Raw genomic sequence first — 13,028 nt, 5'->3', positions numbered from 1 at the left:
GATGGGCGCCTCAGGCTGGCCCGCTGCCGCGGGATCGCCGACAAAGTCGGCTCCCACACTTGGTCGCCACATGCACAACCCTCGTGGGAGCCGACCCTGTCGGCGATGCCCGCAACATACGCGAGCGTCTGGAAAGTCGCGATCTCCAGCGAACTACGTCGAACTTCACCGAACTGGACAAGGGTGGGCGACAGGCGCACACTTCGCGGCGTTCCGGAGCCCCGGACCCACGGCACAGGTGAACAGTGGCCAGGATCCTCGTCCTGCACGGACCCAATCTCAATCTCCTCGGCGTCCGCGAGCCTTCGGTCTACGGGCATGAAACGCTCGCCGACATCAACACGTCGCTGCAAGCCCGGGCGCAAGCCGCCGGGCACGACCTGGGCTGGTTCCAGTCCAACGCCGAGCACGAACTGATCGGACGGATCCACCAGGCCCGCGACGAGGGCACGGCGTGGATACTCATCAATCCCGCGGCTTTCACACATACATCGGTCGCCCTGCGCGATGCGCTCGCCGGCGTGGCCATCCCGTTCATCGAGATCCACTTGTCCAATCCGCATGCGCGCGAGCCGTTCCGGCACCACTCGTATGTGTCGGACATTGCCGCCGGCGTGATCTGCGGCTTCGGCGGTGACAGCTACCGGCTGGCGCTCGAGGCCGCGCTGCTCCGGCTGGCCATCCCCGCCGCCTGATTCCCATTCGCGGTGCGCCACGGGCGCCCGCATCCACCACCAGAAGGTTTGTCCCATGGACCTGCGCAAGATCAAGAAGCTCATCGACCTGCTCGAGGAATCGAACCTCGCCGAGCTGGAAATCAAGGAAGGCGAAGAAGTGGTGCGCCTTTCGCGAGTGCCCAAGGGCACCGCCGCACCGCAGATGATGGCGGCGCCCGCTCCCGTCGCCGCCCCGATCGCCGCCGCACCAGCCGCCGCCCCCGCCGCGCCGCCCGCGGAGCCAGGCCTGCCACCCGGCCACGTGGTCAAGGCGCCGATGGTCGGCACGTTCTACGCCGCGTCCACGCCGGGCGCCCCGGCGTTCGCCAGCGTCGGCCAGCAGGTCAAGGCCGGCGAAACCCTGGGCATCATCGAAGCGATGAAGATGTTCAACCAGATCGAGGCCGACGTATCCGGTACCGTCGTCGCCATCCTGGTCGAGAACGGCCAGCCGGTGGAATTCGACGAACCCATGTTCGTCATCGCCTGAGGCCCCGACTCATGCTCGAGAAGGTCGTTATTGCCAATCGCGGCGAGATCGCGCTGCGGGTGCTGCGCGCGTGCCATGCGCTGGGCATCAAGACGGTCGCGGTGCACTCCACCGTCGATCGCAACCTCAAGCACGTCGGCCTGGCCGACGAATCGGTATGCATCGGGCCGGGCCCCTCGGCCGACAGCTACCTCAACATCCCGCGGATCATCGCCGCCGCCGAGATCACCGACGCGGGCGCGATCCATCCGGGGTACGGCTTCCTCTCGGAGAACGCGAATTTCGCCGAGCAGGTCGAGCAATCCGGCTTCGTCTTCATCGGCCCCACGGCCGACGTCATCCGCCTGATGGGCGACAAGGTCGAGGCGATCCGCGCCATGAAGGCCGCGGGCGTGCCCTGCGTGCCGGGCTCCGGCGGGCCACTGGGCGACGACACCGACGAGAACATCCGCATCGCGCGCGAGATCGGTTATCCGGTCATCATCAAGGCGGCCGGTGGCGGTGGCGGTCGCGGCATGCGCGTCGTGCGCACCGAGGCCCACCTGGCGAACTCCATCGTCATGACCAAGCAGGAAGCCAAGGCGGCTTTCAGCAACGATCAGGTCTACATGGAGAAGTTTCTGGAAAACCCACGCCATGTGGAAATCCAGGTGCTCGCCGACGGCCAGGGCAACGCCATCCACCTCGGTGAACGCGACTGCTCGATGCAGCGCCGCCACCAGAAGGTGGTGGAAGAGGCGCCCGCGCCAGGCATCACGCCGGAACTGCGCGAACAGATCGGCAAGGTCTGCGTCGACGCCTGCATCCGCATCGGCTACCGCGGCGCGGGCACCTTCGAGTTCCTGTTCGAGAACGGCCGCTTCTACTTCATCGAGATGAATACCCGCATCCAGGTCGAACACCCGGTGACGGAACTGGTGACCGGCATCGACCTCGTGCGCGAGCAGTTGCTGATCGCCGGCGGCGAGAAGCTTTCGATCCGCCAGGAGGACATCGTCCTCAACGGCCACGCGATCGAATGCCGCATCAATGCCGAGGACCCGGACACGTTCATGCCGAGCCCCGGCACGGTGAAGCGTTTCGAGGCGCCGGGTGGCCCCGGCGTACGCGTCGACACTCACCTGTACGACGGCTACCGCATCCCGCCGAACTACGATTCGATGATCGGCAAGATCATCGTCCACGGCCCGGACCGCGCCACGGCCATCGCGCGCATGCGCATGGCCCTGACCGAGACGGTGATCGAAGGCGTGAAGTGCAATATCCCGCTACAACAGCGGATCATGGCCGACGTCGGCTTCCAGCAGGGTGGGCAGAACATCCACTACCTGGAAAAACGAATGGCGGAGCAGAAAGAGACGCCATCGGCGTAATTGAAGAGTCCCGCCGCAAGGCGGGATTTTTTGGTCAGGCCTTGCGTCGGCCGCTGATGCGTACCCAATCCTCGAGCGTGCGTACCTCCAGCTCGTCGAACCATTCCGCGTAACGCGTGAGCAATTCCTCGTGCTGCCCGGAGAGGATGCCCGAGAGCGCGAACGGTGCGCCAGGCTTCACAGCCGAGGCAAACGTCGGGGCTAGCTCGCCGAGGGGGCCGGCGAGGATATTCGCCACGAGCACGTCGGCCTGCTCGACAGGTGCCTCGCCCGGCAGATAGACGTCCAGATCGCCATGGACGCCATTACGTTCGGCGTTGTCACGCGAAGCGAGCAAGGCCTGGGGATCGTTGTCGACGCCCACGGCGCGTGCCGCGCCCAGCTTCAACGCGGCGATGGCGAGGATGCCCGACCCGCAACCGTAGTCGAGGACGAACTTGCCGGCCATCTGCTGGCCGTCGAGCCATTCCAGGCACATCGCCGTGGTCGGGTGCGTTCCCGTGCCGAAGGCGAGGCCCGGATCGAGCCGCACCACGACGATCCCGCCATCCGCCGGCGGCTCGATGTTCCACGGATAGACCCACAAACGGCGGCCGAACGGCATCGGCTTGAACTGGTCCATCCACGCCCGCTCCCAGTCCTGGTCCTCCACCTCGCGCCAGGTGATGTGGGAGGGTTCGATGAAGGGCAGGTCGTCGGCGATGGCCTCGGTCAGGCCACGCTTGTCGGCGCCAGCGTCGAACAGCGCATTGAGCACGATCTGGTTCCACAACGGGATCTCGCCCACCCCGGGTTCGAAGATGGCTTCTTCGTCGGGTGTTTCCGCGTCGGCGTCCTGCAGCGTGATGGACAGCGCGCCGAGGTCTTCCAGCGTCGCTTCGACACGTGGCTGTTCGGCGGCGCGGATCGTGAGGGAAAGTTCGAGCCAGGGCATCGTGGGGCCAGTGCAGTGGGCGGGTCCATGATTCTACCGGGCGCGCACGGGCACGGCGCGGCCGTTATGATCGGGCGTTATGTATACGCAGTGCCCCGAGTGCCTCACCGTCTATAAGCTGGAAGCCGAGCTTCTGGTCCATGCCTGCGGCTGCGTGCGTTGCAGCCACTGCGACGCTGTCTTCAACGCCCTGGGCACGCTCGCCGAACAGCTGCCGCCGGAGCCGTTCACGCGGCTGGCGGAGCACGCTTTGGATCGTGAGCCACCCACCGCCGACGTGGCGGTGTTCCGGCCGCGGCCGGTGGCCGAGGTGGCTTCCGGAGGCCCCGAGGCAAGCCCTCTCGCGGAAGACGACATCGCCGGCGCGGAAACGGGGGAAGACTTTTCACAGTTGACGTTCACACCACGGTTCGCGAAGCGGAAGCACCGGTCATGGCGCACCGCCGCCTGGGTCGGTGTCTGTACCGTGCTTATCCTCGGCCTCGGGGCGCAGCTGGCATGGGCCAAGCGGGACGTTCTCATCGCGGACCCCACCATCGGGCCCGTCCTGGAAACGGGGTGCGCGATGATCGGCTGTCGCCTGCCTCTCGTATCCGACCCTTCCCGCCTTCACTTGCTCGCGCGCGACGTCGAGCAGCATCCGTCCGTCACCGACGGCTTGCTCATCACCGCCAGCGTGCGAAACGATGCATCGTTCGCGCAGCCGTACCCCGTGGTCACCATCGTCCTCTCGGACGCCAGCGGCCAGCGCCTCGCCATGCGCCGTTTCCAACCCGAGGATTACGTGGGCGATGCGTCGGCGCGCTCACGCGGTCTCGCCAGCGGGGTGACGACGGCCATGGTGTTCGAGGTGCAAGACCCGGGCCAGCGAGCCGTGGCTTTCGCATTCAGCTTCGAGTGAAGCGTTCGAAAAAATTTCTTTTTGCAAGCCTGCACTTCGCTCCCCGGGGCGAGTACACTCGGTTCCCTTCGCGACTTTTCATCACCCCGACGAGGTGAACGGGTCGCAGCCCAAGAAGCACCATACCGATAAGAACCGACCGGAGATCCACGCTCCGGCCTGCGAGAGGGGAATGCCTTGAACGCTGTGAGACTGTCTGCCGGCGAGGCCGCCAACGAAACCTCCATGCAGAGCGCTCTCAGCGAATGTGTCAGTCGTACGGTTCGTCGCTACCTCGCCGATATCGGTGATACCGAGTTCGGTGAAGGCCTGCATGCCCTCGTGATACGGGAAGTCGAAGGCCCCCTGCTCCGCGAGGTGCTTTCCTTCCACGAGGGCAACCAGAGCCGCGCCGCCGCCGCACTCGGCATCAACCGCGCCACCCTGCGCAAGAAGCTCGCCGCTCACGGGATTTCCTGACCGGCATACCGCCGGGACCGCGTGGACGTCCGGGCGGCTATAATGACGCGCTCTCCTCCCCGGAAGTGCCCATGCCCACGCCCGATCTCGTTCCCGTCCGCCGCGCGCTCGTCAGCGTTTCCGACAAGCAGGGCCTGACCGGGCTGGCTCGCCGCCTCGCTGCCGCGAACATCGAAATACTCTCCACCGGCGGCTCAGCCAAGGCGCTTCGCGATGCCGGCATCCCCGTGCGCGACGTGGGCGACCTCACCGGCTTTCCCGAGATCATGGATGGGCGGGTGAAGACGCTGCATCCACGCATCCACGGTGGCCTGCTCGGCCGCCGCGGCACCGACGACGCGGTGATGGCGGAACACGGCATCGTTCCGATCGACCTGCTCGTGCTCAATCTTTATCCCTTCGAACGCACGGTCGCCAATCCGGCGTGCGCGCTGGAAGACGCCATCGAGAACATCGACATCGGCGGTCCCGCCATGCTGCGCGCCGCGGCCAAGAACTGGAACGATGTCGCCGTGCTGACCGATCCTGCGCAATACGAAGAGGCGCTGGCGGAGATCGAGCAGAAGGGTGGACTTTCGCGCGCGACGCGTTTCCGGCTTTCCGTCGCCGCGTTCAACCGCGTGTCGAACTACGACGCCGCCATCAGCGATTACCTCTCCGGTATCACGCTTGACGATACGCACACCACGGTCGCCGGGCGCGCGGAATTTCCCGAGCAGTCGAATGGCCGCTTCATCAAGGTCATGGACCTGCGTTACGGCGAAAATCCACACCAGGCCGGCGCGTTCTATCGCGACCTCTACCCCGCGCCCGGCACACTCGCCACGTTCCGCCAGTTGCAGGGCAAGGAACTATCGTTCAACAACATCGCCGATGCCGATGCCGCCTGGGAATGCGTGCGCCAGTTCGACGCGCCAGCCTGCGTGATCGTGAAGCACGCGAATCCCTGCGGTGTCGCCGTGGCGGCCGACCCGCTGGCCGCCTATGAACTGGCCTATGCCACCGACCCGACCTCGGCCTTCGGCGGCATCATCGCGTTCAACCGTCCGCTGGACGCGGAAACAGCAAGGACCATCCTGAAGCGCCAGTTCGTCGAAGTGCTGATCGCGCCGCAGGTGGATGCCGGGGCGGTCGAGGAAGCGGCGAAGAAAGCCAATGTGCGCGTGCTGGAAATCCCGCCGGGCGACGGTCGCAACACCCACGACGTGAAGCGCGTAGGCTCCGGCCTGCTCGTGCAGACCGCCGATCATCGACAGGTCCAGCGGGAAGAGCTGAAGGTCGTGAGCAAGCGCCAGCCCACGCCCGGCGAACTCGACGACCTGCTGTTCGCCTGGCGCGTGGCGAAGATGGTGAAGTCCAACGCGATCGTCTACGCCAAGGACAAACGGACGATCGGTATCGGCGCCGGCCAGATGAGTCGTGTCGTCAGCGCGAAGATCGCCGGTCTCAAGGCCGAGGAAGCCGGCCTCGTGGTGCCGGGCAGCGCAATGGCCTCGGACGCGTTCTTCCCGTTCCGCGACGGTATCGACGCGGCCGCCGCGGCGGGCATCCGGGCGGTGATCCAGCCCGGCGGCTCCATGCGCGACAGCGAGGTTGTCGCCGCCGCCGATGAGCACGACATGGCGATGGTGTTCACGGGCGTTCGCCACTTCCGCCACTGACGGAAGCATCGCCGACAAGGTCGGCTCCCACCAAGGCAAAGGCTCAACCTTGCCCTGGTGGGAGCCGACCTCACCGCCCCGCACCGCCCGCGACAAACGCTGCTTCGGCCCCCTCCCTGCGCAACGCATATCGCCGCGCCAGCACCGCGCACGCCATCAGCTGTATCTGGTGGAACAGCATGATCGGCAGCACGATCAGGCCGAGCGGATGGCCGGCGAACAACACTTTCGCCATCGGGACGCCGGCGGCCAGGCTCTTCTTCGAGCCGCAGAAGACGATCGTGATCTCATCCTCCTTGACGAAACCGAGCGCCCTCGCGCCATAGCGCGTGATCACCAGCGCACACGTCAGCAATACCGCGTTCACTACCACCAATCCCGCCAGTACCGGCATGGGTAACTGGTGCCACAAGCCCTGCAGCACCGCCGCGCTGAAGGCGGTGTACACCACCAGCAGGATCGAGCCCCGGTCGACGAAGGTGAGCAGGGTGGCATGCTTGCGCACCCACCCGCCGATCCAGCGCTGCGCGACTTGTCCAGCGACGAACGGAACGAACAACTGCACCACAATCGCACCGACCGCGTGCAAGGAGAGGCCGCCCTGCCCCGTACCCGCGATCACCACGCCAACCAGCAAGGGCGTGATGAAGATGCCCAGCAGGCTCGACGCGGACGCGGAGACGATGGCCGCCGGCACGTTACCGCGAGCGATCGACGTGAAGGCGATCGATGACTGCACCGTCGACGGCAAGGTGCACAGGAACAGGATGCCAAGGTAGAGGTCGGGCGAGACGAGCGGCGAGAGCACCGGCTTCAGCACGATGCCGAGCAGGGGAAACAGCAGGAAGGTGCTGGCGAGGACGGTGAGATGCAGCCGCCAGTTGGTCATCCCCGCAACGACCGCCTCGCGGGAGAGCTTCGCCCCATGCAGGAAGAAAAGGAGGCCGATGGCGACATCGGTGACCACCTCGAAAACGCTGGCGGCGTTGCCGCGGCACGGCAGGATGCTGGCCAGCACCACGGTCGCGACCAGGGAAAGGGTGAATCCATCGGGGAGGAAGCGGCGCATGGCGGCGGCTGGCATGAGAGGGGATGGATGTATTTCACCGCCCCGTCTCTCATAAGACAATTCGTTTTACCTGATCCGGTGATACATTCTTGTTATGAATGTCTCCCTCCGGCAGCTTCGCGCCTTCCTTGCCGTGGCCGGCCATCGGCATTTCCGCCGTGCGGCGGAATCCCTGCACCTTACCCAGCCGGCGGTGAGCCGCCTGATCTCCGACCTGGAAACGGAACTGGACGTACGCCTGTTTGACCGCAGTACGCGAGAAGTCGTACCCACGGAGGCGGGCCGGTACCTGGAGCAAGCGGTAGCCCGCGTGCTGGACGAACTCGACGGCGTGCTCTCGCATGCGCGCGCGCAGGCGGACCCGTTACGCGGCAGGGTGCGCGTCGCGGCCGTGCCGACGCTCTCGGCGGGTCTCCTACCCGCCTGCATCGCCCGCTGCGCCCTCGAACATCCTTCGCTGGAGATCCTGCTGCGCGACCAGACCCAGGCGCAGGTGCTGGATGCGGTACGCGGTGGCGAGGTCGACTTCGGTCTCACGGTCGAGCCCGCCACGGTGGAGGAGTTCGATGCGGAAACGATCCTGCGCGATCCGTTCCGGCTGGTCTGCCGCCTCGACCACCCTTTCGCCGCGAAGACGAGCGTGCCGTGGAAATCGCTGGCGCGCGAACCGCTCATCCTGCTCGACCACGCCTCGGGTAGCCGGCGACTGATCGACGCCGCGTTCGCCACCCGGGAGATCGCCATGAACGTGGTACTTGAAGTGGGCCATCCGCACACGGCGTTTCGCATGGTCGAGGCCGGTCTCGGCGTGACCGTCACGCCCGCGCTGTCGCTGGACGCCTTGCGTCCCGGCCTGGCCGCACGAGCGCTGTCGCCGTCGGTGGATCGCGAGGTCACCCTGCTGAGGCGCCGCGCACGCTCGCTTTCGCCGCCGGCGCAAACCGTATGGAACACGTTGCGGGATATCGCGCTCACGCTGGCTTGAAGACCGCCGTTTCATCATGCGGGCTTTGACCGCGGGAGACCGGCGATGAGCTACCGGCTGTATTACTGGACAGGCCTGCAAGGCCGGGGCGAATTCGTGCGCCTGTGCCTGGAAGACGCTGGCGCGGCCTACACCGACGTTGCCCGCGAAGAGGGCGACGAGATCATGACGGCGTTCCTCGAAGGAAACCAGGAAGGTGCCCTGCCCTTCGCGCCTCCGTTCCTGACATCGGGGCGACTGGTGATCGCCCAGGTGGCGAACATCCTCCAATACCTCGGGCCGCGACATGCACTGGTGCCGGAAAGCGAGTCGCGGCGCCTTTACGCCCACCAATTGCAACTGACCATCACCGATCTCGTGGCCGAGGTGCACGATACCCACCATCCGGTATCGACGGAGCAGTATTACGAGGACCAGCGTGCCGAGGCGAAGCGGCGGGCGAAGGACTTTTGCGAGTCGAGGATTCCGAAATTCCTGGGTTACTTCGAGCAGGTGCTGGAACGCGGCGGCGGGAAACATCCGCTGCGCGAGCACTCCTATGTGGACCTGTCGTTGTTCCAGGTGATGGCCGGGTTGGATTACGCCTTTCCGAAGACGATGGCGAGGCAGAGCCTGCCGCTGTTACGGGACCTGGCCAGGCGCGTGGCGGACCGCCCGAATATCGCCGCCTATCTCGCATCGGAACGGCGCGTGCCGTTCAACACGAACGGCATCTTCCGGCATTACCCGGAACTGGATGGATGAGGCGAGGATGGCCACCGTTCCAGCGTGAGAGCCGCTTCACTGCGCGAGCCATTCACTGTGGGAGCCGCTTCAGCGGCGATCCCGCGGCAGCGGGCCAGGTCACGACAAGCACCCTTCTCTACCCCGGCAGCATCCAGCCCCGCCTGCCTCAGTTCGACCCGGCAGGCTTCGGCGCCTGGCCCCATTCGTAGACCTTGTAATAAACCGGGTTCACCGGCCCGTTCTTCGGATCGTGATGAAGTTTCCCGTCCGGATCGACCATGTAGGTCTGCGGCACGCCTTTCTTCGGCGTCACCACGACCATGAACAACTTGCCGCCCGTGCGGTATTCCGCGACGCGATCGTCGCCCTCCTGGCGCACGGTGACCTGCGGTGCCTGCTGGCCCCGGGCGTCGACCGCGCCATTGTCCTGCATGGAAGGCAGCGCCACGGCGGAATGCGAGCCGCCATTGGCGTCCGACGTGGCCGGCGTGGTCTTGCCGTCCTGGGCCTCGTCGTAAGGCACCGGCCTCTCGATCGGCTTCAGGCCCGACCGGTCCGGCTCGCCCGCCTTGACGCCCGGATCGTTCAGGCCCGGCGGAGGCGGGGCCGGCTTGAACGACGACGAATCCTGGGCGTTCTGTGCAACGGCGGGTAGCGCCAGTACCAGGGCGAGCGCGGCAACGAGGACGTGCAAGCGGTTCATGGGAATCTCTCCATAAGGGACTGCGAGGATAGCAATTCCCACCCCTCCGGCGACGTGAACGGGCGACCCGCGCGCGACCATGAGAGAATCGGCAAATGCCTACGCTCACGCTCATCGATGGGTCCTCGTACCTGTACCGCGCGTTCCACGCGCTGCCGCCCCTGACCAACACCTACGGCGAGCCCACCGGCGCGCTGTTCGGCATCGTCAACATGCTGCGCACGACGATGAAGGCGGGCTCCGACTACGTCGCCTTCGTCTGCGACGCCCCCGGCCGTACGTTCCGCGACGACCTCTACCCCGAGTACAAGGCGAACCGGCCGTCCATGCCGGACGACCTGCGCGCGCAGGTCGACCCGATGATGAAGATCGTGGGCGCCCTGGGATTTCCGATCCTTTGCGTGCCCGGCGTCGAGGCCGACGATGTGATCGGCACGCTCGCCCGCCAGGCCGCGGACCAGGGCATCGATACGATCATCTCCACCGGCGACAAGGATTTCGCCCAGATGGTCGGTGCGCACATCGTGCTCATCAACACGATGACCAACACCACGATGGACATCGACGGCGTCATCGAGAAGTTCGGCGTGCGGCCGGAACAGATCGTCGATTACCTCACCCTCATGGGCGACAGCATCGACAACGTGCCGGGCGTGGAGAAGTGCGGCCCGAAGACGGCGGCAAAGTGGTTGGCGGAATACCACGACCTCGACCAGCTGTTCGCGAACGCGGACAAGATCGGCGGCAAGATCGGCGAGAACCTGCGGGCGGCGATCCCACGCCTGCCGCTATCGCGCGAACTGGTCACGATCCGCACGGACGTACCGCTGGAGCATGGTCCTACCGACCTGCGCATGCGCGACCGCGACGTCGAGGCCTTGCGCGAGCTCTACACGCGTTACGACTTCAAGGCGGCCCTGAAGGACCTCGACGCTGCCGCCACAGGGCCGGCGGCGCCCGCCGCCGCGATGCCCGCTCCCGCACCGGCGGCCCATGTCGCTCCCGACGCCGCCCTCGGCGCCGAGGGCGAGTACGAGCTGGTCATGACCGAGGAACGCCTGGCCGCGTGGCTGGAGAAGCTGGAAACCGCGCCGCTGATCGCCTTCGACACCGAGACCACCAGCATCGACGCGATGCAGGCGGATATCGTCGGCCTGTCGCTGGCCGTGGAGCCGGGCAAGGCAGCCTATATCCCGCTGGCGCACGATTACCCGGGTGCGCCGGCCCAGCTGTCGCGCGACCACGTGCTCGGCGCGCTGAAGCCGATCTTCGAAGACCCGTCGAGGCCGAAGGTCGGTCAACATGGCAAGTACGATATCAACATCCTGTCGCACTACGGCATCGCCTTGCGCGGCCTCGCGCACGACACGATGCTGGAATCGTACGTGTTCAACGCGACCGCGACGCGCCACGACATGGACTCGCTGGCCTCGCGTTACCTCGGCTATACGACGATCAAGTACGAGCACGTGGCAGGCAAGGGCGCCAAGCAGATCTCCTTCTCCCAGGTGGACTGCGACACCGCCTGCCGCTACGCCGCCGAAGACGCGGACATCACGCTTCGCCTGCACCATGCGTTGTGGCCGAAGCTCGAAGCCGAGCCCACCCTGCGCGACGTGTACGAGAACATCGAGATTCCTCTCGTGCCCGTCCTGGCCGGAATGGAACGTATCGGCGTGCTGATCGATGCGAACGAGTTGCGCAAGCAGAGCCAGCAGCTCGGTAAGCGCATGGTCGAACTGCAGAAGCTGGCCTACGCCTCCGCCGGCCACGACTTCAACCTCGATTCGCCGAAGCAACTGCAGGCCGTGCTTTTCGACGAACTGGGGCTGGCGGCGAAGATCAAGACACCCACCGGCCAGCCCTCGACGAACGAAGAGGCGCTGGAGGCCATCGCCGATACGCACGAGTTGCCGCGCCTGATCCTCGAATACCGTGGCCTCGCCAAGTTGCGTTCGACTTATACCGACAAGCTCGCCGGCATCGTCAATCCACGCACGGGACGCGTGCATACCAGCTACCACCAGGGCGCCGTGGCCACGGGCCGCATCAGCTCTTCCGACCCTAACCTGCAGAACATTCCCGTGCGCACCGAGGAAGGCCGGCGCATCCGCCAGGCGTTCGTCGCGCCGGAGGGATGGCGCATCCTCGCCGCCGACTACTCCCAGATCGAACTGCGCATCATGGCCCACCTGTCCAACGACGAAGGGCTTCTCCGCGCCTTCCAGGAAGGCGGCGACGTGCATCGTGCGACGGCCGCGGAAGTATTCGGCGTGCCGCCGGCCGAGGTCACCACGAACCAGCGCCGCGCGGCCAAGGCGATCAACTTCGGCCTGATGTATGGCATGAGTTCGTTCGGCCTTGCCCGTCAGCTTGGCGTCGACCGTGGCGAGGCTTCCGACTACATGGGGCGCTATTTCTCGCGCTATCCCGGCGTGCGCGCCTTCATGGACGCCACGCGCGAGCAGGCCCACCGCGACGGCTACGTGCAGACCCTGTTCGGCCGCCGCCTGTACCTCGAGAACCTCAATTCGCGCAACCAGGCCTTCCGCGCCGGTGCCGAGCGCGCGGCGATCAATGCGCCGATGCAGGGCACGGCAGCCGACATCATCAAGCGGGCCATGATAGCCGTGGCCGCCTGGATCGAGCCCCGGAACGACGTGCGCCTGCTCATGCAGGTGCACGACGAACTGGTCTTCGAGGTTCGCGCGGACGCTGTAGACGAGGTCCGTGCGGGTATCGAGAAGCACATGACCGGCGCCGCCACGCTCAGCGTGCCGCTACAGGTCGATATCGGCGTCGGCGCCAACTGGGACGAAGCACACTGAGCCGGCGAATGGCCATCCAAACGTAAGATTTCCGTATAGTCGTTCAGGCAAGGGGCGCGCCAAGTCACTGATTATTGGTCCCATGAACGCCGGCTGACTTTTTTTCGCCCCGAATTGCAACTTCGACCGTTCCTGGACGTCTATATCTTCGGACGCACGCAACGGCGTCCCATCGGTGGACTC

Annotated in this window: 12 protein-coding genes; 9 read left to right on the top strand and 3 right to left on the bottom strand. The window is 66.0% G+C overall.

Annotated features, from left to right (window positions below; all coding sequences use genetic code 11):
• Positions 1-245: 245 nt before the first annotated feature.
• Genes aroQ through accC form a run of 3 tightly spaced genes read left to right on the top strand, consistent with a single transcriptional unit; the run spans position 246 to position 2,579 of the window.
• Positions 246-695, top strand: a complete 450-nt coding sequence (aroQ, locus tag ACN9M2_RS02295; RefSeq protein ID WP_426286569.1) for a type II 3-dehydroquinate dehydratase — start codon at positions 246-248, stop codon at positions 693-695.
• 55 nt (positions 696-750) lie between these two features.
• A complete protein-coding gene (gene accB / locus ACN9M2_RS02290; protein ID WP_426286568.1) occupies positions 751-1,206 on the top strand; it encodes an acetyl-CoA carboxylase biotin carboxyl carrier protein in 456 nt (151 codons plus the stop codon).
• A gap of 11 nt (positions 1,207-1,217) precedes the next feature.
• On the top strand, positions 1,218-2,579 hold the full coding sequence (gene accC, locus ACN9M2_RS02285; RefSeq protein WP_371023706.1) for an acetyl-CoA carboxylase biotin carboxylase subunit: 1,362 nt from the start codon (positions 1,218-1,220) through the stop codon (positions 2,577-2,579).
• Positions 2,580-2,613: 34 nt separating this feature from the next.
• Here accC and prmA read toward each other — a convergent pair whose 3' ends face one another.
• The gene (gene prmA, locus ACN9M2_RS02280; protein WP_426286567.1) at positions 2,614-3,513 is read right to left on the bottom strand and encodes a 50S ribosomal protein L11 methyltransferase; all 900 of its coding nucleotides are present in this window, start codon (positions 3,511-3,513) and stop codon (positions 2,614-2,616) included.
• Positions 3,514-3,592: 79 nt separating this feature from the next.
• Between prmA and ACN9M2_RS02275 the strand changes: the two genes are divergently transcribed.
• The 3 genes from ACN9M2_RS02275 to purH all read left to right on the top strand — a co-directional run bounded on the left by ACN9M2_RS02275 (position 3,593) and on the right by purH (position 6,534).
• Positions 3,593-4,414 carry a zinc-ribbon and DUF3426 domain-containing protein gene (locus ACN9M2_RS02275; RefSeq protein ID WP_426286566.1) on the top strand — a complete coding sequence of 274 codons (822 nt, stop codon included), beginning with the start codon at positions 3,593-3,595 and terminating at the stop codon, positions 4,412-4,414.
• Between the two features lie 225 nt (positions 4,415-4,639).
• The gene (locus ACN9M2_RS02270) at positions 4,640-4,873 is read left to right on the top strand and encodes a helix-turn-helix domain-containing protein (protein WP_306851037.1); all 234 of its coding nucleotides are present in this window, start codon (positions 4,640-4,642) and stop codon (positions 4,871-4,873) included.
• Between the two features lie 71 nt (positions 4,874-4,944).
• On the top strand, positions 4,945-6,534 hold the full coding sequence (gene purH / locus ACN9M2_RS02265) for a bifunctional phosphoribosylaminoimidazolecarboxamide formyltransferase/IMP cyclohydrolase (protein WP_426286565.1): 1,590 nt from the start codon (positions 4,945-4,947) through the stop codon (positions 6,532-6,534).
• Between the two features lie 70 nt (positions 6,535-6,604).
• Here the strand turns inward: purH and ACN9M2_RS02260 are convergent, their stop codons facing one another.
• The gene (locus ACN9M2_RS02260) at positions 6,605-7,603 is read right to left on the bottom strand and encodes a bile acid:sodium symporter family protein (RefSeq protein ID WP_426286564.1); all 999 of its coding nucleotides are present in this window, start codon (positions 7,601-7,603) and stop codon (positions 6,605-6,607) included.
• Between the two features lie 94 nt (positions 7,604-7,697).
• Here ACN9M2_RS02260 and ACN9M2_RS02255 point away from each other — a divergent pair, with 94 nt between their 5' ends.
• Positions 7,698-8,588, top strand: coding sequence for a LysR family transcriptional regulator (locus ACN9M2_RS02255; protein WP_426286563.1), 891 nt, complete (start codon positions 7,698-7,700; stop codon positions 8,586-8,588).
• Between the two features lie 45 nt (positions 8,589-8,633).
• Positions 8,634-9,332 (top strand): glutathione S-transferase, encoded by a 699-nt coding sequence (locus ACN9M2_RS02250; protein WP_426286562.1) that lies wholly within the window; start codon positions 8,634-8,636, stop codon positions 9,330-9,332.
• Between the two features lie 148 nt (positions 9,333-9,480).
• Here ACN9M2_RS02250 and ACN9M2_RS02245 read toward each other — a convergent pair whose 3' ends face one another.
• A complete protein-coding gene (locus tag ACN9M2_RS02245) occupies positions 9,481-10,017 on the bottom strand; it encodes a DUF2782 domain-containing protein (protein WP_426286561.1) in 537 nt (178 codons plus the stop codon).
• Between the two features lie 95 nt (positions 10,018-10,112).
• Between ACN9M2_RS02245 and polA the strand changes: the two genes are divergently transcribed.
• On the top strand, positions 10,113-12,845 hold the full coding sequence (gene polA / locus ACN9M2_RS02240) for a DNA polymerase I (RefSeq protein WP_426286560.1): 2,733 nt from the start codon (positions 10,113-10,115) through the stop codon (positions 12,843-12,845).
• Positions 12,846-13,028 lie beyond the last annotated feature (183 nt).

Source organism: Luteibacter sp. E-22, assembly GCF_049913125.1.
Taxonomy (GTDB): domain Bacteria; phylum Pseudomonadota; class Gammaproteobacteria; order Xanthomonadales; family Rhodanobacteraceae; genus Luteibacter.
Note: the sequence above shows the minus strand (reverse complement) of the source record. Positions and strands in the feature narration are given on the sequence as shown.

Excerpts from the sequence above, each read along its gene's own strand:
- ACN9M2_RS02275 (WP_426286566.1), top strand. The coding sequence starts at position 3,593 with ATGTATACGCAGTGCCCCGAGTGCCTCACCGTCTATAAGCTGGAAGCC.
- accB (WP_426286568.1), top strand. The coding sequence starts at position 751 with ATGGACCTGCGCAAGATCAAGAAGCTCATCGACCTGCTCGAGGAATCG.
- ACN9M2_RS02270 (WP_306851037.1), top strand. The coding sequence starts at position 4,640 with ATGCAGAGCGCTCTCAGCGAATGTGTCAGTCGTACGGTTCGTCGCTAC.
- accC (WP_371023706.1), top strand. The coding sequence starts at position 1,218 with ATGCTCGAGAAGGTCGTTATTGCCAATCGCGGCGAGATCGCGCTGCGG.
- ACN9M2_RS02250 (WP_426286562.1), top strand. The coding sequence starts at position 8,634 with ATGAGCTACCGGCTGTATTACTGGACAGGCCTGCAAGGCCGGGGCGAA.
- purH (WP_426286565.1), top strand. The coding sequence starts at position 4,945 with ATGCCCACGCCCGATCTCGTTCCCGTCCGCCGCGCGCTCGTCAGCGTT.
- ACN9M2_RS02245 (WP_426286561.1), bottom strand. The coding sequence starts at position 10,017 with ATGAACCGCTTGCACGTCCTCGTTGCCGCGCTCGCCCTGGTACTGGCG.
- ACN9M2_RS02255 (WP_426286563.1), top strand. The coding sequence starts at position 7,698 with ATGAATGTCTCCCTCCGGCAGCTTCGCGCCTTCCTTGCCGTGGCCGGC.
- ACN9M2_RS02260 (WP_426286564.1), bottom strand. The coding sequence starts at position 7,603 with ATGCGCCGCTTCCTCCCCGATGGATTCACCCTTTCCCTGGTCGCGACC.
- prmA (WP_426286567.1), bottom strand. The coding sequence starts at position 3,513 with ATGCCCTGGCTCGAACTTTCCCTCACGATCCGCGCCGCCGAACAGCCA.
- polA (WP_426286560.1), top strand. The coding sequence starts at position 10,113 with ATGCCTACGCTCACGCTCATCGATGGGTCCTCGTACCTGTACCGCGCG.